This window comes from Mucilaginibacter dorajii, from assembly GCF_024808255.1.
GTDB lineage: Bacteria > Bacteroidota > Bacteroidia > Sphingobacteriales > Sphingobacteriaceae > Mucilaginibacter > Mucilaginibacter dorajii.
Genome location: NZ_JANTYS010000003.1, coordinates 121,169 through 144,031 on the forward strand (window position 1 = coordinate 121,169; position 22,863 = coordinate 144,031).

The 22,863-nt window shown below is 40.8% G+C and carries 19 protein-coding genes and 1 riboswitch; of the genes, 12 read left to right on the forward strand and 7 right to left on the reverse strand.

Annotated elements, in window-relative coordinates:
- The first annotated feature begins 6 nt into the window (after positions 1–6).
- The 8 genes from FHS10_RS04945 to FHS10_RS04980 all read left to right on the forward strand — a co-directional run bounded on the left by FHS10_RS04945 (position 7) and on the right by FHS10_RS04980 (position 10,040).
- Positions 7–417 (forward strand): MaoC family dehydratase, encoded by a 411-nt coding sequence (locus FHS10_RS04945; RefSeq protein ID WP_259088174.1) that lies wholly within the window; start codon positions 7–9, stop codon positions 415–417.
- Positions 417–962: a GNAT family N-acetyltransferase gene (locus tag FHS10_RS04950; protein WP_259088178.1), complete on the forward strand. Its 546-nt coding sequence runs from the start codon at positions 417–419 to the stop codon at positions 960–962. The genes FHS10_RS04945 and FHS10_RS04950 overlap by 1 nt, the downstream gene beginning before the upstream one ends.
- Positions 959–1,816, forward strand: a complete 858-nt coding sequence (locus FHS10_RS04955) for an ATP-grasp domain-containing protein (protein WP_259088179.1) — start codon at positions 959–961, stop codon at positions 1,814–1,816. Before FHS10_RS04950 ends, FHS10_RS04955 begins: the two co-directional genes overlap by 4 nt.
- Positions 1,809–2,558, forward strand: coding sequence for a methyltransferase domain-containing protein (locus tag FHS10_RS04960; RefSeq protein WP_259088180.1), 750 nt, complete (start codon positions 1,809–1,811; stop codon positions 2,556–2,558). The genes FHS10_RS04955 and FHS10_RS04960 overlap by 8 nt, the downstream gene beginning before the upstream one ends.
- Before the next feature lie 102 nt (positions 2,559–2,660).
- Entirely contained in the window at positions 2,661–3,275 is a 615-nt protein-coding gene (locus FHS10_RS04965; protein WP_259088181.1) for a hypothetical protein, read from the forward strand.
- A 624-nt stretch (positions 3,276–3,899) separates the two neighbouring features.
- Positions 3,900–7,004, forward strand: a complete 3,105-nt coding sequence (locus FHS10_RS04970) for a SusC/RagA family TonB-linked outer membrane protein (protein WP_259088182.1) — start codon at positions 3,900–3,902, stop codon at positions 7,002–7,004.
- A gap of 28 nt (positions 7,005–7,032) precedes the next feature.
- The gene (locus tag FHS10_RS04975) at positions 7,033–8,541 is read left to right on the forward strand and encodes a RagB/SusD family nutrient uptake outer membrane protein (protein ID WP_259088183.1); all 1,509 of its coding nucleotides are present in this window, start codon (positions 7,033–7,035) and stop codon (positions 8,539–8,541) included.
- Positions 8,542–9,008: 467 nt separating this feature from the next.
- Complete coding sequence (locus FHS10_RS04980) at positions 9,009–10,040, forward strand: GntR family transcriptional regulator (RefSeq protein ID WP_259088189.1); 1,032 nt, start codon at positions 9,009–9,011, stop codon at positions 10,038–10,040.
- A 154-nt stretch (positions 10,041–10,194) separates the two neighbouring features.
- Here FHS10_RS04980 and FHS10_RS04985 read toward each other — a convergent pair whose 3' ends face one another.
- From FHS10_RS04985 to FHS10_RS05015, 7 genes are all read right to left on the reverse strand, one after another.
- Complete coding sequence (locus tag FHS10_RS04985; protein WP_259088191.1) at positions 10,195–11,454, reverse strand: cation:proton antiporter; 1,260 nt, start codon at positions 11,452–11,454, stop codon at positions 10,195–10,197.
- Between the two features lie 11 nt (positions 11,455–11,465).
- Positions 11,466–12,284, reverse strand: a complete 819-nt coding sequence (locus FHS10_RS04990; protein ID WP_259088193.1) for a serine acetyltransferase domain-containing protein — start codon at positions 12,282–12,284, stop codon at positions 11,466–11,468.
- 9 nt (positions 12,285–12,293) lie between these two features.
- A complete protein-coding gene (locus FHS10_RS04995; protein WP_259088194.1) occupies positions 12,294–14,213 on the reverse strand; it encodes a family 2A encapsulin nanocompartment cargo protein cysteine desulfurase in 1,920 nt (639 codons plus the stop codon).
- Complete coding sequence (locus tag FHS10_RS05000) at positions 14,197–15,117, reverse strand: family 2A encapsulin nanocompartment shell protein (protein ID WP_259088196.1); 921 nt, start codon at positions 15,115–15,117, stop codon at positions 14,197–14,199. Before FHS10_RS05000 ends, FHS10_RS04995 begins: the two co-directional genes overlap by 17 nt.
- 159 nt (positions 15,118–15,276) lie before the next feature.
- A complete protein-coding gene (locus tag FHS10_RS05005) occupies positions 15,277–15,423 on the reverse strand; it encodes a hypothetical protein (RefSeq protein WP_259088197.1) in 147 nt (48 codons plus the stop codon).
- A 5-nt stretch (positions 15,424–15,428) separates the two neighbouring features.
- A complete protein-coding gene (locus FHS10_RS05010) occupies positions 15,429–16,235 on the reverse strand; it encodes a phytanoyl-CoA dioxygenase family protein (protein ID WP_259088198.1) in 807 nt (268 codons plus the stop codon).
- Positions 16,236–16,492: 257 nt separating this feature from the next.
- Positions 16,493–17,272: an SDR family NAD(P)-dependent oxidoreductase gene (locus tag FHS10_RS05015; protein WP_259088200.1), complete on the reverse strand. Its 780-nt coding sequence runs from the start codon at positions 17,270–17,272 to the stop codon at positions 16,493–16,495.
- 232 nt (positions 17,273–17,504) lie between these two features.
- Between FHS10_RS05015 and FHS10_RS05020 the strand changes: the two genes are divergently transcribed.
- The 4 genes from FHS10_RS05020 (at position 17,505) to FHS10_RS05035 (ending at position 22,806) form a co-directional block, all read left to right on the forward strand.
- Positions 17,505–18,695 carry a hypothetical protein gene (locus tag FHS10_RS05020; protein WP_259088202.1) on the forward strand — a complete coding sequence of 397 codons (1,191 nt, stop codon included), beginning with the start codon at positions 17,505–17,507 and terminating at the stop codon, positions 18,693–18,695.
- A 262-nt stretch (positions 18,696–18,957) separates the two neighbouring features.
- Positions 18,958–19,404, forward strand: coding sequence for a protein-disulfide reductase DsbD domain-containing protein (locus FHS10_RS05025; protein WP_259088204.1), 447 nt, complete (start codon positions 18,958–18,960; stop codon positions 19,402–19,404).
- Between the two features lie 391 nt (positions 19,405–19,795).
- A riboswitch (SAM riboswitch) is annotated at positions 19,796–19,909 on the forward strand.
- 219 nt (positions 19,910–20,128) lie between these two features.
- Positions 20,129–21,448, forward strand: coding sequence for a peroxiredoxin family protein (locus FHS10_RS05030; RefSeq protein WP_259088206.1), 1,320 nt, complete (start codon positions 20,129–20,131; stop codon positions 21,446–21,448).
- A 29-nt stretch (positions 21,449–21,477) separates the two neighbouring features.
- Positions 21,478–22,806, forward strand: coding sequence for a peroxiredoxin family protein (locus tag FHS10_RS05035; protein ID WP_259088208.1), 1,329 nt, complete (start codon positions 21,478–21,480; stop codon positions 22,804–22,806).
- Positions 22,807–22,863 lie beyond the last annotated feature (57 nt).

The following is a 22,863-nucleotide window of genomic DNA, read 5'->3' on the forward strand; positions in this document are numbered from 1 at the left end:
AAATATATGCCACCCAAATTAAACGACACTTTTAAACATGAATTTGTTTTCACCGAAGAACAAGTGTTAACCTATGCTAAAATATCAGGCGATACCAACCCAATCCATGTTTCAAATGAATATGCGGGGCAAACCGAATTTGGCAAATGTATAGTTCATGGATATTTTGCAACAAGCATATTCTCTAAAATATATGGCACATTACTATATCCCGATGGGCACATCTTGCTTAGTCAATCTGCAAAATACATCAAACCAATTTTTACTGATATACCTTATATCGCGGTTATTACAGTAAAGGAATTGATTCCCGAAAAAAGCAGGGTGGTTTACTTGAATGAGATATTTGATGTTGAAAATCAGCAGTTAAAGATAACGGGGGAAGCAACTTTATTAAATAAAAATTATTTCAATTAATGAATAGCCAAGAATTAATATTAAAAATGGATAATGTTGACAACCTTGTTTTTCGTATAGCTGAAGAACATGATTTACCAGAGATTCTTTCTATATATGAAACTAATCTTGTGAATGATTACTCATTGGGAGCCGATAAATTAAATGAATGTAAAGAAGATCTTACCGAACTTTTTTTATCACGTAATCAATATCACAATATTTGGGTTGCCAGGGATGCCACAAACGATCAACTATTAGGGTGGCAATCTTATTTCCCAATATTTCACACCCCTTTAAAAAAAGGTACAGCTGTTGAATCAAGTACATACATTAAATTGGATGCTCAAAAAAAAGGAATAGCTTTCCCTTTAATGAAATACGCTTTAAACGAGTTGGCCGGTTCTGATGAGCATTTTGTTTACGGTTTTGTAAATAAATACAATTATGGTGCAATTAAACTGGTTAATAAAATTGGTTTTTTAGAGGTGGGCAGTGTTCCCGCATTTCCATCAGTTTTCCCCTATTATTTTGAAAAAATCATGTACATATACGTATTGAAATGAAATTTTATATAATTCACGAAGGCTTTTATGAAGGTGTACAGGCAAGGATAGATTTATTAAAATCTGCCTGTGTAAAAATGGGTTTAAAAGTCTTTTGCGTAGATAGTTTAGATTTCGATTATTCCAAATTACCTAAATTATCTAAACAAGACTTATTATACAATATTTCCAGCGGATCGCAAACCCTTGTTTCATTATTGTTAAATGATGAAGTAACAACTTTTTATAAAAAAAATCCAAACCTAAACCTTATCACTTCTACCACCGAATGGACTATTATTCATACCAAGGCAAAATTGCCCCAGCCTAAAACGATATTTCACTTAACAAAAAACCGTGTTATATTAAAAGCTTATATTGATTTCCTGGGGGGCTTTCCCCTAATTATAAAATCGCCGGGCGGTTCACGCGGCATCGGTACCATCAAAATAGAAACCTGGCAAAATTTGATCTCCACAGTTGATTACCTGGTTACTACGCCCGATAGTTTTATTATGCGCGAATTTATTCATGCCGACTATGGCGCAAGGGTTATAGTATTAGGAAATGAAGTGATTTTAAGCAAGAAATTCTATTTTCAGGAAAACGATTTCAGAAATGCCCCCATACTTTCGGCCACTCATTATGAGCCCATGGAGATTGATGAGCCTACTAAGCAGCTATGTATAAAAGCCGTGCACCTGGCTAATTTAGAAATGGCCGGGGTAGATTTGTTATTTGAACGTGAAACAGGTAAACCCTATTTACTGGAAATTAACTTCCCTACCGGCTTTCAATCATTTATGGACGATCCGCAACCTGTGTTAACTAAAATGATACAGCATTTAATTAATAAGGCTAACCGGTATGAGTAACAAGACCTATGATGAGGCTTATTTAAATCAGCTGCAAGTTGTTTTAGCCAAAACTATTACCCGGAGCCTCGCGCTGTTAGCTGCAAAGCCCGGCGAAACTATTTGTGATATAGGGTGCGGCGTTGGTGACCTGGTGTTTAAAATAGCTGCTTACGGTGCAAACGTGATAGGGATTGATAATGATGAGAATTTTTTAACAGTAGCTCGGAAAAATAATCTAACTCACACTAATGTTAAATTCATCTGTAGCGATGCTGATCACATTCCGCTTGAAGATAATAGCATTGATAAAATTATTGTGCATAGGGTATTACAGCATGTAATTGATCATGAATCTGTTATAAAAGAATGTTGCCGTATTTTAAAACCTGGCGGCACATTGCAAATTGTTGAGCCGGATTACTTAAGTCTCACTTTCTTTTTAAATGACATCGGTTTTGAAAGAAAGTTGATTGACAGGGTGGCCTATAATAGAATACCAAATAGTTACAAAGTAAGGCAATTACCGTTTTCACTAAACAATGCTGGGTTTAACGTAGGCTTAACAGAAGTGCATAATTATTTAATTGATTCATTTGAATTAGCCAACTACGTGATCCGTTTTGATGAGGAGGTTGAAAAAGGATATGCCTGCAACGATTTCACTCAACTTCAATATGAAGCATGGCAGGAATTAAAAAAACTACCGCAAGGACAGTTTAATCTGTCGTTAAATTTATTATTGGTTAATGCGATAAAATAGTTTAACAAACTGAATATGAAAATAAGATCAGAAAGTGTATCGCCTGGAATGCCTCCATTATCTTTTAGCTATTTTTTAGAAATTACTAATAGATGATCAATTATGAGCGAAACGGATTTGACATTACCAGACTGGAACCAGGCCATGCCGGGTAAAGAGGAAATTAAAAAGGCTTTATATGCATTAACAATTACGGTTTTGAAGGAAACATATGATCTGGAATTTGTGGATTACCTTGATGCTTGTGTACTGCAATATATAAATGCCGATGTATTAATGGTTCAATTGGCTATTGAGCCTAACCCGGTTTTACAGTGGTTCAGTTCGCGAAATGTACTTAACCAAATAGATTTTGTAAGAACGGTTTTACAGCATGGGGCTTTTGAAAAAGCCTCGGGCATGAAGGGCCTAAAAAGCAGGGATATTTTTGTAGCTAAAATGCAGCCTGCAGGCTTTTTACTAACGGGCGAACTTGCAGCCCTGCTTTATAACGGAGGCGTTTATAATACAGGAAAAATTGATGATTCAACAGCATTCCGTCTTTCATCGGCACAGGTAAACTCATTGTGCAATTCCCGGTACAGCCACATCAACTATTTTTTATTGTACGGTGGATGGAGCAAATGGTTTTATAATAAGCCTTGGGATTATACTTACGTTATTTTTAACAAAGCGACTTATGTTATTACTGTTTTTTGTTTTACGGATACAGATTGATTCAATAATAATATAAAGCGAAACACTAAATGGATGCTTTTTTTAATGTAAAGCTATTTACTACAGTTGCGAGACATAGAACAGTGGAGCGATGGGTACCGTTGTCTCTGGCGCAACGATTCCAATCATAAAGCCTCCTCAAATTAAAAAGATCTTAAAATTTCCAAAAGTTTTTGCAAATTTTCCATAGGGATAAGTTAATTCTATATCAATCAAATAATCCTCGTGACACCCGCGCTAAATTGTATCGGTAATAGCAAACCGGATGTGATTTTGGGTTGCATGTTTTAGTTTCTGGCCGTTGCTTCCGGGCCTACTTTTCATTTCAATCTTTTGCAAAAAATTAAATCTGCAAACTCCAAACGGGTTTATAACAGATTGCCTGGTCGCGCTTTATCGGTCAATCTTTTACCAGTCAACTTATTGAAAAAAGATAACTTAAGTTTTTGCATAATTAACTCATTAATAGTGTTTTAATGTCTGTTATTCATAACTGTACAGGATAGTTGTCAGGATACAGCAGGATGTGTTTCATTTAAGTTTTATAGAAATTAGGCTGTATCAATAACGGCTGTCACTTGCAGCGTATTATCAACCAAATAATAAACATTTTATCAAACTATTATGAGTAAAAATTTTTTACTGCTAAAATTCCTTTTTAGAAGGTTTTACTTATTTCTATGGCTTGCTTTGTGTAGCGCCGCTGTAATGGCGCAAGACATAAAGATCAGTGGAAAAGTAACCAGCGCCGACGATGGAACACCGCTGCCGGGTGTTTCTGTTCACGTTAAACTGGGTAACCAGGGGGTAGCTACCGCTGCTGATGGTACATTTTCACTTACAGCGGCTAAAAACAGTATTTTGGTATTTTCCTTTATCGGTTATGAAACCAGGGAAATACCTGTGGAAGGCAATGCCCCCATTAATATCAAACTAAACCCTAAGAGCGGCTCTTTGAATGAGGTGGTAGTTATTGGTTATGGTAAACAACAAAAAAAGGATCTCACTGGCGCGGTAGCAACACTATCCAATGCACAGATCAAGGATTTGCCTGTTTTATCTGTTGATCAAAAACTGGTTGGCCAGATTCCAGGTGTACAGATTAGTACAACAACCGGCTCGCCAGGTGGGGGATCTACTATCAAGATCCGGGGTTCAGGCTCCATTGGAGCGGGTGATAATCCATTATTTGTGGTAGATGGGTATCCAATATCCAACACGGCCGGGCAAACATATAACCCGCTAAACGTTATTAATCCCGATGATATTGAATCGGTAACCGTTTTAAAAGATGCTTCTTCTACCGCTATCTATGGCTCAAGAGGCTCAAACGGGGTAATTGTGATTACCACAAAAAAAGGAAAAACCGGCGCACCTGTAATAACACTTAACTCTTATGTGGGTACGCAGTCTGTTCCTCAGAAAGGGCGTCCGCAAATGCTTGATGGTACACAATATGCCCAGTTTAGGAAAGACATCATTACAGATGATTTTGCTTTTAGGGGAGTGCCCATAACGGATGCCGATATTCCGGTACAATTCCGTAACCCTGCCCAATATGGCGCCGGAACAAACTGGTATAATGAGGTATTAAGAACCGCTCTTCAAAATAACCTGGATCTGGGTGTAAGCGGCGGAACAGAAAATACACATTATAATTTTTCTGTTGATCGTGTTAACCAGGAAGGCGTTATCAAATACACCAATTTTCAACGGTATGCTATCCGCTCAAACATCGAAACCAATATCAGCAAGCGGTTAAAAGTAGGCCTCAACCTGGCACCTACTAACAGTGTTCAGGACCGTAACAATTTTGATTCAGGAGGGCGTGATATCCTTACCCGCACCTTATGGCTCAGCCCAATTGTACCGGTTACTGATGCAAACGGAAACCGCACCTCCTATATAACCTCTCCGGGAGCAATCGGGGCTCCAAATCCGCTTAACTCATTGCAATTTGCCGGTACAACAGATAAGTATTTTCGTGGCTTGGGCGGAGCTTATGCCGAGCTGGAAGTTATTGATGGCTTGAAAGTAAAATATAGCTATAATGTTGACTACACCAGCGAAAACTCTTTCAACTTTAACCCCTCTACCGTAGGTGGCGAAAGTAACCCTGCTCCGGTGGTTCCCAATTCAAACACTTATAAAAATACTACCTTTAACTGGTTATCTGAGCTATTGGTAAATTACGACAAGCAAATTGGTGACCATCGAATTAGTGCTGTATTAGGCTATACTGCTCAAAAAGAGCGCTCCAATTCTATTTCACTATTTGCTGATAACTACCCCGATGACCTGGTTAAAACCATCAATGCTGCGTCATTGATCAGGAGTTATGGCGAAGATGTTCAGAAATGGTCACTGATATCTTACTTAGCAAGAGTAAATTACAGTTACAAAGACAAATACCTGCTTACAGCTACAGTACGTACAGACGGTTCGTCAAGGTTTGGAAGCAATAACAGGTATGGAACCTTCCCTTCGGCAGCCATCGGCTGGCGCGCATCTCAGGAAGATTTCATGAAAAATGTATCCTGGTTAAGCGATCTTAAAGTACGCGCGTCATTAGGTAAGGCGGGTAATTTTAACATCGGTAACTACACCTATACTTCCAACATCGGAACGGCTAATTATTCCTTTAACGGCAACCTGGCCAATGGGCGGGTAAACACTTCATTGAACAACCCCGATCTGACCTGGGAAAATTCCAAAGAGTTTGACGGTGGTATTGACCTGGGCCTATTTAAAGACAGGATATACCTCACTGCCGACTACTACAACCGTTTAACAACCGGGATGTTATTTAACAGCGAAATCCCGCAGTCATCAGGTTACTCCAACGCTATCATTAACTCGGGTAAAATACGTAACCGGGGTATTGAGCTTGGTTTAGCTACCCGTAACCTGGAAGGTGAGTTTAAATGGAAAAGCAATTTTAACATATCCTTTAACCGAAACAAGGTTTTAGCATTAAATGCCAACAATGATCCTATTTATAGCGGTTTAAGCGGGGAAGGTTCCTACACACATAAAACTGAAGTAGGACAACCCATCGGACAGTTTTTTGGCTATGTAGTTGAGGGTATTTATAAGGATCAGAATGATTTAAATAATTCGCCTAAACACGTTACCTCAGTTGTTGGGTCAATAAAATATAAAGATGTTGATGGGAATGGAATTATTGAGCCGGTAAAAGACTTTGCGGTTATTGGCCATGCCCAGCCTAATTTTAATTATGGTTTTACCAATAGCTTTGCCTACAAAAGGTTTGATCTGAACGTGATATTTGTAGGTTCACAGGGCGGGCACGAGTTAAAAACTGCCAACCAATACCTGCTCAATATTGACGGTGTATTTAACGTAGATAAAAAGGTACTCAACAGATGGCGGTCGCCGCAAGACCCCGGTGATGGCTTTACACCAACCACCAACGGGTCACGTGTTATTTATCGCGATGTTAACTCATCATGGGTAGAAAATGCCAGTTTTTTAAGGCTTCAGAATGTTACGTTTGGCTATAACTTCAATCCTGCATTATTGTCTCACTCAAACGTTATCAAGGGGGCGCGTTTGTATGTCAGCGGTCAAAACCTGGTCACATTTACCAAATATAATGGCAACCCGGAGGCGAATACTGCCGGTGCAAGCGCCCTTACACCAGGAGAGGATTTTACTAATTATCCGTTAGCCCGCACATTGATTGTTGGACTAAACTTAACCTTTTAGTTTTTTTAAAGTTTTAAACCGATATACAATGAAAATTAATATAAAATATATACTTATATCAACCCTGGCTATCAGCATCACGGTAGGTTGTAAAAAGGATTTTTTGAATCAGACGCCCGAAGCGACCATTGTTGGCGATAATTTTTTCAAAACCGAAACAGATATTAAACAAGCCGTGAACGGAGCTTATAGCTCGCTCATAGGAATGGGCTTAACCAGTTATTGGCTTTTTGGCGAAATGCGCTCTGATAATACAACCTATCAGTACAATGGTACAGACCGTGGGTTGGAGCAGCGCGAGTTTGTCGACGAATTTTTATCAAGCGCTACCGCGCCTCCAATACAACAATACTGGCAGGAAAGCTATACCGCCATTGCGCATTGTAATGATGTGCTTGACCATGTAGGCAAGATCAGCATGTCTGATGCGGCTAAAAACCAGTATACCGGCGAAGCTGAATTGTTGCGCGGCTTTCATTATTTTAACCTGGTGAGGCAGTTTGGCGGTGTACCAATACGTATTACCTCAACACAATCGCCAGGCGACGCCAGGTCAAAAGGCAGGGCTACCGAAGCCGACGTTTACAAGCAGATTGTTGCCGATTTAACGGATGCTGCTACAAAACTACCTGCAAAATATACCGGTGCCGATATAGGTAGGGTAACACAGGGTACCGCATTTACCCTTTTAGGCAAGGTATATCTTACACAAAAAAACTATGCCGATGCGTTAACGGCGTTGCGTAAGGTAACTGCTTTAGGATATACCATGCTGCCCGATTATAAAAATGTTTTTGATCCTGCCAATAAAAATAACTCCGAGTCGATTTTTGAGATCCAGTATCTCGGGTCGCAAAATGGCCTGTCAAGCAACTTTTTATACCAATTTGCGCCCTGGACATCAGGTAGCACGGTAACCGGCGATCCGGGAACTAACTTAGGTAGTGGTAACGGTTATAATATACCTACACAGGATATGGTAGATGCCTACGAAGCCGGAGATATACGTAAAGATGCGTCGCTGTCATTGAGTTTCAAAGATCCAACATCTGGTAAAGTGGTGCCATATGTCATCAAATATAACCACGGTTTTGTGGATAGGGGAAAAACAAATGACGATTTCCCGATACTACGCTACCCTGATGTGTTACTGATGATAGCCGAATGTTTGAATGAGCAGGGTTTTGCTGCTGGCGGCGAAGCGTTTAACCTGTTAAATCAGGTACGTACCCGGGCACATTTACCTGCAAAAACGGCCGGCAATACCGATGCTGCACTTAATGTGAGTAACCAGGCCGCTTTCCGCGACGCCATATTTCAGGAGCGCCGGGTTGAGTTCGCATTTGAAAATCATCGCTGGTATGATCTTTTACGTACAGGCAAGGCCGTTGAAGTGATGAACGCCCACGGAGTAAGGCAAATGGCCCAGTTTTCAACCATACCTGCCGGCTCATATAAAGTAACCACAAATAAATTATTATTGCCCATACCACAACGTGAGGTAACGCTTGATAACTTAACACAAAACCCCCAGTAAAAAGCGTTTTTTACGAACCTGTAATTTCTTTTGGGTCATTACAATTTTATGGTCAATAAATGTTTTTTACCACAATTTCGCTTGGGCGCAAAAGCTTGGGGTTAAGAAAATAGCTACATCAATGCCCATTGAATTATGGGCATTGATGTTAAAGGGCTTAACTTGCTCTATAATGGCACTGCTGATTTACAAAAATATTAGTGGTACCAACCGACGTAGAATTGGTTAGCCAGTAGCCGCGAAAGTAAGGTTCAATACCGAAAAGGGTTTTGGATCTTACTATTTCGAATAAAAAACGGATTACTGTAAAAGAGGATATCTATTTATCCTAAATAAATTCAAACCATAACGCATGCTATTTAGCAAATAGCCATTTTTTTGATGGTTAACCGTATCTTAATCCCCAACAGACCTTTTGAATCTTAAACAAGATAAGAGGTTTAGCACTTACTACCTAATGTTAACAAATGAAACCAATATCATTTTTAGATCTCATTCACATTGATGTTCATTCATCTACTCCTAAATATCTACAGCTTTCGGGTGCAATAATTAAGGCTGTTGAAAAAGGAAAATTAAAAAAGGATGACATTCTTCCATCCATTAATGAACTAAGTTATAAACTGGAAATATCAAGGGATACCGCAGAAAAAGGTTATAAACATCTGAAAGAAATAGGGGTGCTTAACTCTGTACCTGGTAAGGGATATTACATTGCGCATAGTGATTTTAAGCAAGAGCTTCGGATATTCTTGATGTTCAATAAGTTAAGTTCACATAAAAAGATTATATATGATAACTTTATCAGTGCCTTAGGTGATAATGTGACGGTTGATTTTTATATTTATAATAATGACTTTAAGCTGTTTAAAAAGTTTTTAACCAGTGAGGCCGGTGACTACTCACATTTTGTGATCATTCCCCACTTTATTGATGGGGGGGAGTTTGCCAAGGATATTATCAATACCATCCCTAAAGAAAAATTGGTGCTGCTTGATAAAAAGATCCCGGGAATTGATGGGGAATATGCCGCGGCTTATGAAAATTTTGAAAAGGATATTTATGGAGCTTTAGAACAAGCCCGGGAGCAATTGAGTAAATACCATACTATTAAGATTATATTTCCAAAACGTAGTTATTTCCCTGCTGAAATTGTGACCGGTTTTATTCGGTTTTGCCAGCAATATGCTTTTGCTCATGAGGTAGTTAGCGATATTTTACTTGAGCCTATTAATGAGGGTGAGGTTTTTATTAATTTAAAGGAAGATGACCTGGTGAATTTGATTGAGCGAATAATTTCAATGCAGTTTGTTATAGGAAAACAAGTAGGGATTATCTCCTATAACGAAACACCGTTAAAAAAACTTATTCTAAATGGTATTACAACTATATCAACCGATTTTTCCTATATGGGTACTGTAGCTGCAAACCTTATTCTGGACAATAGCCGGCGGCACGTTGAAATTCCGTTTTACTATAATAAGAGGGCCTCTTTATAAAAGGGTGCCCGCTTGATTTATAATTTGATTATAAACGATAAATCATGATCGATGCCTAATTGATATCAGGTTAACGAAAATTTCCGTTTTATTTAATGAACGGGCGTTTCCGATAATATATTTTCATGTTTTGTTCTCTTTTTTTCAACGATCTTTAACTCGTTTCAACCAACTGCAGCTTTTGCTCCTTTAAAAAATAATGTTTCATGATTGGGCCGGATATGATCATCGTTACAACCGTCATTACTACCAGGCCTTCAAATACGGGTTCGCTTATGATTTTGGCCTGCAAAGCCAACAAGCCCAGTACAATCTCCTGCGATCCTCTTGCATTCATACCAAATGCTACCGCTATTGACTCGTTTTTACTCATGCCGCTCATGGCGCTGCCAATACCTGCACCAAGCAGTTTAGCCAGGCAGGCGATGATCAATATAATTACTACCACTTCCAGGTTAAAATTGGCTATAAAATTAAGCCTCAGGCCAACGGATGCAAAAAAGAGCGGCGCTAACACATTAATGGTAAACTGATGCAGTACATGCTTGTGCTTTTCTGTAAAATATTTAGAATCGTTGATGCCGACGCCAACCAGGAAAGCCCCGAATATGCCCCGGACACCAAGCCCTTCGGTAATGCAGGCGCTGATGAGGCAAAGGCAAACCGCCATGGTAAGTACGCGGCCGGGTTTTTCGCCCTTGCCCGCAAATGCCAATAGTTTATGGATAAGCCATCGCCCACCGGTTAACATGAAAACGGCGTAAAGTACCACTATGCTTACCGACCAGAAGGAGGCCTCACCCTTACCCACGTTCATCAGCTGGATGATGACGGAGAACAGTATCCAGCCCAAAAAATCGTCAACCATGGCTGCTGTTAATACAATGTTGCCAATGCGTGTGTTCAGAATATCAAGGTCGAGCAATATTTTGGTGATCACCGATAGCGCAGTTATGGAAAGTGCTGTTCCAAAAAACAGCGAAGTAACCAACTGGTTGTTAAAGCCGTTGGCAAAATGACTTTGGTACAAATACCAGACCGAAGCAAAACCAATAGCAAAGGGGAATATAATGCCGGTAAGACTGATGCTGATAGCCTGTTTACCATTTTGGCGTATCTGTTTCAAATCTACCTCGAAGCCAGCAATGAACATCAGCAAAATGATGCCGATATTGGCAATACCATCAAACGCTTCGAAGGCGTGAGGAGTAGATAGGAATACATCTTTGAAAACGGATGGGAAAAATAGTCCCAAAAGGGTAGGGCCAACAATGATTCCCGCGAAAATTTCTCCGATGATGGCCGGCAATTTATACCTGCGGCATAGTTCGCCTAACAACCTTGCGGGGATGAGGATAATTAAAAGAATAATCAGGAAATGAATTATCTCTGATGAGTTAAGCTTAGAAACCATGTTTAAATAAATTATTGCAGGTTTTCTTTTACCTCAATTCGTAATTGATGGGTATTAAAAACATGCGAAAAGGGCTGAACGCTTTTTGTTAAAAATACGCTGCCGCCTATCACACTATGATGGCCAATCACTGTACGGCCACCCAAAATGGTGCTACGGGCGTATATAACCACGTTATCCTCAACTGTAGGATGTCTTTTTGTTTCGGATAACTCTTTACTTACCTGTGCTGCCCCCAATGTTACGCCCTGGTATATGGTTACATGCTTGCCAATAATACTGGTTGCACCAATAACTATCCCGGTACCGTGATCTATACAAAAAGGAACATCAATGGTAGCTTTAGGATGTATATCAACCCCGGTTTTGCCGTGCGCATGCTCAGATAATATCCTTGGTAAAATAGGTATGGCCAGCCGGGTAAGCTGATGTGCAATGCGGTAAACCGCGATGGCATAAAAGCCGGGATATGATACAATCACCTCGTGTACGCTGGTAGCGGCAGGGTCTTTCTCATAGATCATGGACGCATCCTGCCGCAAATCCTGGTAAATTTCATTCAACGAATCGTAAAATGAAACAACAGCTTGCTCAATATCAATATCTTTCGGATCAAGATAACTTAGCAATATATTTTCAAGATCTATCTGGTTCTTTTTAAGATGACCGCCATATATGGATAGCTTATTGGCATGGTTATTTGGAAACAGGAACTCAAAAAGATCAGACAGCCAGCCTACGCAAGCCCTGATCTTTGGTGTTGCTTCCCATTCGGCTTTATGGGTTTCATAAAGCGTTTGTATAAAGCTGTCAAATTTATCGTCTTTCATATCCTCCCATTATCGTTTAAGGCTATGAAGGGTGTTTACCAGCAAGTCAATTTCGGCGCAGGTATTATAAAATGCCAAAGAAGGCCTCACCGTTGCTTCTACGCCAAAACGCCGCAATATTGGCTGGGCGCAATGGTGTCCCGAGCGTACGGCAATACCTTGTTTGTTTAATGCCGCGCCAACTTCTTCTGTTTTATAGCCATCCAACACAAATGATAAAACACTTGCCTTATCGGGAGCTGTACCTATCAGACGGATTCCTTTTACTTCCTTCAATAGCTGGGTGGCATAAACCAGTAAATAGTGTTCGTATTGCGCTATCAGTGGCATGCCCAGACGGGTAACGTAATCAATGGCAGCACCAAGGCCAACGGCATCTGCAATGTTGCCTGTTCCTGCCTCAAAACGACCTGGGGCATCATGGTATTGGGTATACTCAAAAGTTACATCCTTTATCATATTGCCGCCACCCTGCCAGGGCTGTGTTTCATTTAGCAGATCCTCCTTGCCGTAAAGTACACCGATACCTGTGGGGCCAAATACTTTATGACCGGAAAATACAAACCAATCGGCATTTAAGGCCTGTACATCAACAGGCATATGCGATACGGATTGAGCGCCATCTACTAATACTTTTGCCCCGGCCAGGTGTGCCAGGTGTACAATTTGCGCGGCAGGTGTTACTGTACCCAAAGCGTTGGATACCTGGGTAAATGAAACCAGTTTGGTTTTTGGTCCAAGGAGTTTTACATATTCATCAATCAGTATCTGCCCGTCATCATCAACAGGGATCACTTTGATCTTCAGCCCCTTTTTTGCAGCTAACTGTTGCCAGGGTACAATATTGGCGTGGTGTTCCAACTGACTTACAATGATCTCGTCACCAGCGTTCAGGTATTGTTCGCCCCAGCTTTTAGCCACCAGGTTAATAGCCTCTGTAGCGCCACGAACAAAGATGATCTCGTTGATGGAACGCGCATTTAAAAAGGCCTGCACTTTTTTGCGTGCGCCTTCATAAGCATCAGTTGCCCTTGCAGCCAGTTCATGTGCTGCCCGGTGGATATTTGAATTTTCGTGCTCGTAAAAATAACTGATACGGTCAATTACCTGCCTTGGCTTTTGCGTTGTGGCAGCGTTATCCAACCAAACCAACTGTTTGCCATTAACCTGTTCCCGTAGTATCGGAAAGTCGCGCCTTACGATGTTTACATCAAACGGCGGACTAATGATACTGCTGAATCCTGCCTGCTTAACTATTTCCGGCTCCGATTTAACAGCCGGCAATCCATGACTATCCGATAAAAAATAAAACGGAGCTTCAGGAGCAACAGGTGCGCCGGCGAATGGCAAAGCGCTTGATGGCCCTGATGCACGGATATCGCTCAATATTTTCTTCAGGTCGATATCAAAAGCCTGTTCCTGCTGGTATGGAAGTTGGAGCAAACCTTCAGGAGCATGTGAAAGCTGTTCAACCGGGAAGTTTTGCTTTAAAGCCACATCCGGGATAAGATCAGTTTTTACCAGGTAGGAGTCATAACCAAAGCCCGGTTTGCCAGGCAATTGCCCGCCAAAAGGCGTACCTCCCTGGATGGGGGCTGTAGAATTAGGATGCCCGCTTAAATTAGGATCCACAAAACTGGTTTGCGGATCTTTTAGGTTGACAGCGTTATTCTGATTTACGGCCGATGGCGAAATACCGCCGCCCCCAATTGTACTTGGAGGAGTGGGCTGGGCGGGCGCGTTTATATGCTGCGATGAATTAAATAACCCAACATCAGCTATGTTACCCGGTAGCGAGAAAATTTCAGGCACCTGTTGAACAGGTAATTGACTTACGATACCGCCAGGGCCTGATTTAAACAACTGGTTGGCCAGTTGCTCAAGCTCCTGAAGGTTGGGTAAGTTATCCGGATTAATATTTGTACTCATGGTAATTACCTAAATCAACATCTTCTAAAACAGCAATAGCGTCATCAACCAATACAGCCAATGAGCAATAAAGCGAAACCAGGTAAGAGGCTATTGCTTTATTATTTATCCCCATAAAGCGCACTGATAACCCAGGTGATTGTTCGCCCGGCAAACCTGGCTGAAACAGGCCTACAACTCCCTGGCGACTTTCGCCGGTGCGTAAAAGAATGATTTTTGATTTGTTATTAACGATAGGCAATTTGTCTGACGGGATGAGCGGAATGCCCCTCCATGTAATAAACTGCGAACCGAATAACGAAACAGTTGGCGGAGGTACACCACGGCGGGTACATTCGCGGCCAAAAGCGGCAATTGCCAAAGGATGTAACAGGAAAAATCCGGGCTCTTTCCAAACTTTGGTGATCAGTTCGTCCAGATCATCAGGGGTAGGGGGGCCTAACCTGGTTTTAATTTTTTGTGACGCGGCAACGCTGCTTAACAACCCGTATTCGGTGTTGTTGATCAGTTCGCTTTCCTGTCTTTCCTTAACAATTTCGATAGTAAGACGCAACTGCTCACTGATTTGATTGTAAGGCTTGCTGTATAGATCAGATACGCGGGTGTGCACATCTAATACTGTGTTTACAGCACTCAGGTTATACTCGCGCGGATTTTCTTCATAATCAACAAAGGTTGATGGCAGCTCGCGTTCGTCGCGGTTAGAGCAATCTACTTCTACATTGTTGGCATCTATCACCTTGTTTAAGCGGTAAACGCCAGATTCAACAGGAACCCAGTTTAATAAATGCGTAAGCCAGCGAGGCGTAATGGTTGATAGCTGTGGTACGGTACGTGTTGCTACGGCTAACTGCCTGGCGGCTACATCACCAAGGGCGGTTTGTTTTGGTTTTTGGTCTGGCATACAATAAGTTGAAATTGCTTAATATGAATTAATGTTTATGAACTTTAACAGTGAATACAATTATAATACATTAATTCTATAGAATTAGTATAGTATTTAAATTTATGAATAAAATAATCGTTGGTTGGGCAGGTTTAATTAAAATTTAATATTGTTGTTTTAGGGAAATATGCTTGAATTGCCGGAGACAACCACCGGATTTTGTGCGGAGTTCTTAGTCAGCAGTTTGCTGTTGCCGAAGAAATTTTTGATAGCTGCTATCTTGCCAGTGCGTACCAGGTATCCTATGAAGAGTGCTATTAACATGGTCGTTATTTAACAATGCCTGCAAACCGTTGATAAAAAGCTGTAGGGCTATCAGCATGCTTGGGCTCGTATTTCCCTGCTATGATAGGGATATAAATTACCCGCCTGCGGCTTTCTTCGCCGATGACTGTTGATTGGGCTACCCGGTGCCACAGCCTTCCGTCATGAATGGTTAAATCGCCTGCGGTTGGTGTAATGGCCACTTCATTTTCATCGGTATCGTGATCAAGAAAATACTTTTTGCGGAAAAGCATCTGGTAAAGGCTTTGTTGGTGTGTCCCGGGTAAAATGCGCAATCCGCCATTCTCTGGCTTCAGTGTGCTCAGGTGAATCCCCACATTCAGCATTGGATTTAAGCGCGAACCGTGGAAAATATCGCGCAGGCCATCGGTATGCCAGCCCATTTTGGTAAAACTGCTTTCGGGGCCGTTTACATAGTGATTAAAAACCATCCCGTCTTTTTCATCGGTACCCAGGCGTGCGCCATCGCCAATAAGGTTAAGCAATACCTGGAAACGCGGATCTTTAGCAAACTCATCCAATACAGCATGGTGCTTATTGATAAAGGCAAAACGCTGCACAATAGGGGAGCCATCCACATCTTTACCATATTTTATAGGCACACCGTTTACTTTATCTACCTTATTAGCGATCCATTGTTGCTGCACCTGTTTTGATGCATCTATAATGTCGGTCACTGTTTCGGGTTTTATGAAATTAGTGAAGTGTATAAAGCCGTGCTGGTTAAAAAAAGCTTGTTGTTGCGGCGTAATAGTACTGCCTAAGGTAAATTTTTGATATGGGTTTGCCATGAGATACGGTTATTAATGCGTTAAAAAGATGGTATAAAACTGGTTACCGCGCTAAGCGGCATTTAAGATCGGAAGCAGGTCCGTTGGGGAAATTAACAACAACAGCTACACATGACCCTTTTTGGGAAGGGCATTCGCATGGTAAATGCAAAGGATATGTGTTGGTGGTAATTCAATGTATATAATATCTATGTATTTAATAGACTATTGCAAAAGTATTGAATTAATTTAATCAAACAAGTTTTTGTGAATTTTTTTTATTGTTTGTATAAACCGGCCGTGATATGTTCGATAAAAGCTTTTGGACTATGCTTTGCGGCCAGGGAGGATAGTTTGTTTAAGAAACCCGGTACAATCTCCGCCTTTTTTCGCAACAAGCCATTGATGCCTATACGTGCTACTTCATCGGCGGTCATATTAAATTTGGCGGCAAGTTCGGCCAATGCATCCATACCGGCGCTGTGCGCAAAACCTGTATCGGTAGGACCAGGACAAAGACAACTTACCGATACGGTAGTTGACTTCAACTCATGCCGTAAAGCCCTGCTGAATGATAATACAAATGATTTTGATGCCGCATATACCGCCAGCGTAGGTACTGCCTGGTAGGCGGCTGTGCTGCTCACATTTAAAATATAAGCTTGCTTTTGCGATTTTAAAGCGGGTATTAAATGATGTGAAAGCTCAACCAGGGCTGTCATGTTTACCTGCATCATGCTTGCTTGACTAATAATATCCAGTTCGCCGAAGTTGCCCCAAATACCCAGACCTGCATTGTTAATTAATATAGATACAGGTACATTTAATGTTTTAATCCATTCTGCAATTTGGCTGGCAGTGCCGCTAACAGAAAGATCGGCTACATAATAATAGGTAGCTTCAACGCTATATTGAGATTTGACAAGTGTTGTTAAATTTTCCAGCTCATTTGCAGACCGGGCAACCAGCAACAGGTTGTAGCCTTTTTGAGCAAGCAATAACGCTATCGCCCTGCCTATGCCCTTACTTGCACCTGTTATTAAAGCATACTCCTTCATTTTGCAATTGTTTAAGCCATTAAAAATTCATCCGTGTGCAAGTTTAATAAATACTCTACTAATTTTGTAGACTATTTAAAATGTTATTATGTTTGTACCGGATATGAAAAATAAGGGAGTTTATTTACCGGCTATTTATAGTGATCGTTGTTGTTGCGGATAAAATAGATTTGCACCTATACTGATTGCGGCATCCTGCTGTTAATAACAATATCAATTTAAATTTTTCTGTATGTCCATCTCCTATATATTACGTTTTAGCAAGGCTTTACCTGTTATCATTTGCCTGTTGTTTACTATGTCAGCCCATGCCCAGTTATCTGCTGCGGTACATTACAGGCCCACCAGGCCAGATACATCAGATATCAACATTAATGATTTATCTTTAAAAAGCGCAAATAAAGCAACCACTGCTGCAGCCAATGAGTCAAATTCCAATACTGTTAAAATAAATTTTATAGAAAACTTGGAAACCCACTTAAGCAACCGGCAGGAGCGTAAATTGCTGATGGGTTATTTAAAAGAACTTTCGGCAGATAATAGCGAAATAACCTATAACCAATCAAAGGTGAAGCTTTATTACCGGCTGGCCAATGTATTCGCCAGGCTAAGGCTATATCCGCTGGCTATGAAATGCTTCTTCAAAACAATCAAGCAAAATAAGGTACCCGGTGACGAGCCAAGTACCAGTTCTGCTATTGATTCGCTAACAGCTGATAGCGCCGCTCAGCAAAAGTTGGATAAAAGCGGGTACCTGGCTATTAATTCAAGCGACGACTCCCTGTTTGTTAACAATCCCCGCCCCACTGATTTAAACGACAAAACTGAAAAGAAAAGTAAGGCAATTACCTATGACCGTATTACCGGAACTTTCAACGACGGTAAAAAGGCCGCTGCTTATGCATTGTTATTTCACGTGAAGCAGCCGGTGCCGGGAAAACCCAAGGTATTTAAACTGGCTAATACCGGGCACACTTTTATTACGCTTATTAAATATAATACCGATTCAAGTTCTGTTTCTGTTTCGTTTGGTTTTTATCCGCAAAAGGATAACCTGATATTTTCGGCAACGCCCTGGAACCCCACCTGCTCGGGAACCTTTAAAAACGACAATGATCATAACTGGGATGAAGTGTTAGGCCGTTTTATCTCTAAAAGACGGTTTGACCGGATCATGAAATTGATAAAAGATTATGATGGATTAGATTACCATCTATCTAAAAACAATTGTACCGATTTTGCCCTTAAAGCGGCTTCATTTGCTGGCTTTGGCGTTACCGAAACAAAGGGAAGCTGGCCTTTAGGCCATGGGAATAACCCAGGCACCACTGGGCAGGGAATCCTATCCGGAGCTGTATCCGGCATAAACGGAACGCGGGATATTTTTGTAGATTACGATAAATCACTATTAAAAAATAATTAATTCTATAATGTCTATGGATTTAATAGAATATAATTGTATATTTGTGACGTTATAGCATTTGGTACTCCTTCGGCACAGGAAGGAGATTGGTATTTATAACCTGTAACTTAAGCTATAACTAATAAACTTAATCATAAATGAATACATTCTACTACCAGTTTTCTAATACGCCCGGCCGGTATTATAGCGTTATCCTGATGTGTTGTTGATATATCATCTGCAACCTGCTACATAGGATACACTTTACAAAATCATTTACCTTATGAAAAAAATTATACTAACGGCCATAGCCATTACTTTAAGCAGCGAGGTTTTCGCACAGATACTAACTCCTGTAAAATGGTCATATGCGGCCAAAAAGGTTGATAAAGATCAAGCAGTTGTATTTATAAAAGCCACCATAGATAAAGGCTGGCATATTTACTCGCAGCACCTTACGGATGGCGGACCGGTTAAAACGACGCTGAAGTTTGCAGAAAACAATGATTACGCCCTAATAGGCAATGTCATCGAACCCAAATCGGTTACTAAGTATGAAAAATCATTTAGTATGAACGTGCAGTACTTTGAGCAATCGGTAATATTTCAGCAAAAAATAAAATTGAAGGCCGGGCAGGCTACCGTAAACGGAACCGTAAATTATATGGTATGTAGCAACCAGCAATGCCTGCCACCAGAAGATGTAGAATTTAATATTCCTGTAAAATAAAATACCTAATCATTCATGCAGCCGATAGCCACCAATTAACCTGCTGTACTTTTAAATAATACCATGAACTTAAGCAGAAATTTAATAGTCCTGGCCCGCAAACAGAATGGTGGCATCCCTTTCTGTTGTTATTGCTAAAAGCATCCTTCCAGCCATTTTTTTGAATATCCATTATAAGATATACATCCTGGCTGTACTAAGTGCGTTGCTTTGCTATGGTGGTAATTCAGGCGTGTGCTGTACAGTCCAGGATGTTTATTATTTTACAAGATAAACAATTAGTAAAAGATAAAAAATTAAAAATATTCTACTAAATCTATAGATTTTATTGTATTTGTCATATTTATTATTATCTTTACACCATTCTAATTAACCCCACCATTAATTAGTTGATTTATAAAGAATAAGGGAGAGGAAGTCTCGATGATCTTATAGCAACTTTTCAGGAACCTGGAATAAGTGCTAAACTTTTTCCGATAGCGATGATGCCGCCGGAATATAAATTAACTAACAGTCATGAATACATTTCACTACCATTACCCGCATGTGCAGTCCGCAGTCATCAAACGATGTTGCTGTTTGGTTCAGTACGTTTTCTGGTTTTAGCAGCCGGATAATCTAAAATTTATAGTGTCTGTTTTAAAGGCTTGCAAAGCCTTATGGGCAACCTATGCCCAAATTTTCAGCCATCGCTTCAATTAACAACAATTAAAACTTATACAAAATGAAAACTACAAACTACTTAAACAAAACCAGGCTGCTGACTGCCGCTTTATTGCTTAGCGGGGTCAGCGTGTTATCGGCCCACGCAACCCCAAAGCCTAAATTTATAAAAGAAGGTAAATGGCGTGGTGAATTTACTGTAAGTGAATCAAAAGTTCCTTTCAACTTCGAACTGAAAGGCAAGGATGCAGAGCACGCGGTGTTTACATTAATTAATGGCTCCCGCCGCGACAATTTTCATGTAAAATCTATAGGCACCGATTCTGTATACATCAAAATGAACACCTATGATGCGGCATTGGTAGCCAAAATAGAGGATGATGGATCGTTAAGTGGTGAATACCGTAGCCTGGTGCCAGGTTTCAGGGGTAATTCTTTACCATTTACTGCCGAATATGGTAAAACGTACCGCTTTGTTGAACCAGGCAAAGATGTAGCCCCCAAAGCCGATCTGACTGGTAAGTGGGAAATTAAAACCTACAGTAAAGAGGCTGTTCCGGCCTCTATCGCCTTGTTAAAACAAAAAGGAAACAAGCTTACCGGTGTGGTAATGACCGTTGTTGGCGATACCCGTGAACTGGAAGGAACAGTACAGGGCGATGAGTTTGCATTGAGCGGCTTTACCGGCCCAAGTCCGTTTATTATAAAAGGCAAGATCAATGCCGATGGTTCTATCAGCGGTGAAGAAGGTTTTGGCATCTATAAAAACCTGAAGTTTGATGCCGCTAAAAAAGCAGAGGTTGAGTTGCCCGATCCTTATAAGCTTACTTTTTTAAAAGAGGGCTATAAAAAACTTGATTTCTCTTTCCCCGGTATCGATGGTAAGCAGGTTTCATTAAGCGATGCCAAATACAAAGGTAAGGTAGTGATTGTAGAGATCATTGGCACCTGGTGCCCTAACTGTACCGATCAAACCGTATTTCTTTCGCCATGGTTCAATAAAAACCACCAGCGTGGGGTAGAAGCCATCGCTTTAGGTTTTGAGCAGAAAGATAGCCTGGAATATGCCAAATACACTTTAGGCAAGCTGAAAGAAAAATATGAGATCAATTACGATATCGCCTTTGGGGGACTGGCCGATAAAAAGCTGGTATCGCAAAAACTGCCTGCATTGAACAAATTCATCGCTTTCCCAACTACTATTATCATTGATAGAAAAGGCGATGTAAGAGAAATATACACTGGTTATACAGGTACCGTAACCGGCAAATACCATGAAGATTACGAAAAGAAATTCAACAAACTGCTGGACGAACTGATTGCAGAACCGGCTCCTGAAACCGCCGCGGTTGTTGAACCTGCAGCTCACCAGGGTAATTAATATTAACAGATCCTATAACAATATATCAAATGAAAACAATCAACTTAATCACATCATTCAAATGCCTGTCTGTAGGCTTATTGTTCAGTGGAGCTGCGGCATTGGCTGCCGATAAAAATCCGCCTGTTAAATTTATTAAAGAGGGCGTTTGGCGCGGCGAATTTACCGTGGCCGAAACCAAAGTGCCATTTAATTTTGAATTGAAAGGCAGGGATGCCGAGCATGCTGTATTTACACTGATAAACGGAAGCCGCCGGGACAATTTTCACGTAAAACAGATTGGTAAAGACTCGGTATTCATCAAAATGAATACTTATGATGCCGCCCTGGTAGCTAAGGTTCAGGAAGATGGAACGCTGACCGGCGAGTATCGCAGCCTGGTACCAGGTTTCAGAGGAAATTCGTTACCCTTTACTGCGGAGTACGGTAAAACCTACCGCTTTGTTGAACCCGGTAAAGATGTTGCACCAACAGCCAATTTAACCGGCAAGTGGGAGTTAAAAGTTTACTCTAAAGACCAGGTGCCTAACAAAATCGCTGTTTTAAAACAAACAGGTAACACACTGACCGGTGTAATTATGCAGGTAACCGGCGATAGCCGCGAACTGGAAGGTACCGTTCAGGGCGACGAGTTTGAGTTATCGGGTTTTACAGGCCCAAGTCCTAAAATATACAAAGGCAAAATCAATGCCGATGGAACATTAAGCGGCGAAATTGGCTCTGGTATTTATGATAATACCAAGTTTGACGCGGTAAAGGATGATAAAGCCGAATTGCCAGACCCTTACAAACTAACCTACCTTAAAGAAGGCTATAAAAAGCTCGACTTTACTTTTCCCGATCTGAACGGTAAACCGGTTTCGCTTAGTGATGATAAGTATAAAGGCAAAGTAACCATCATTGAAATTGTAGGTACTTGGTGCCCTAACTGTACCGATCAAACTGTATTTCTGTCGCCATGGTTCAACAAAAACCATAACCGCGGGGTAGAAGCCATTGCCATCGGTTTTGAGCAGAAGGACAGCCTGGAGTATGCCAAATACACATTAGGTAAGCTGAAAGAGAAATACAATATTCAGTACGATATTGTTTTTGGCGGCCTGGCCGATAAAAAACTGGTTTCGCAAAAACTGCCTGCACTCAACAAATTTGTAGCATTCCCAACCACCATCATTATCGACCGTAAAGGCGATGTGCGTGAAATATACACAGGTTACACAGGCACAGTTACCGGTAAATATTACCAGGATTACGAAAAGAAATTCAACAAGCTGTTGGATGAATTGATAGCCGAGCCTGTACCGGCCAGCGCGGCTAACGTTACAGGTAACGATAATAAAGAACTTAAAGGAAAATAAACTAAACCCAAACCCGGTAAAGGGTAACAGCTTTGCCGGGTTTAATTAAACAACCAT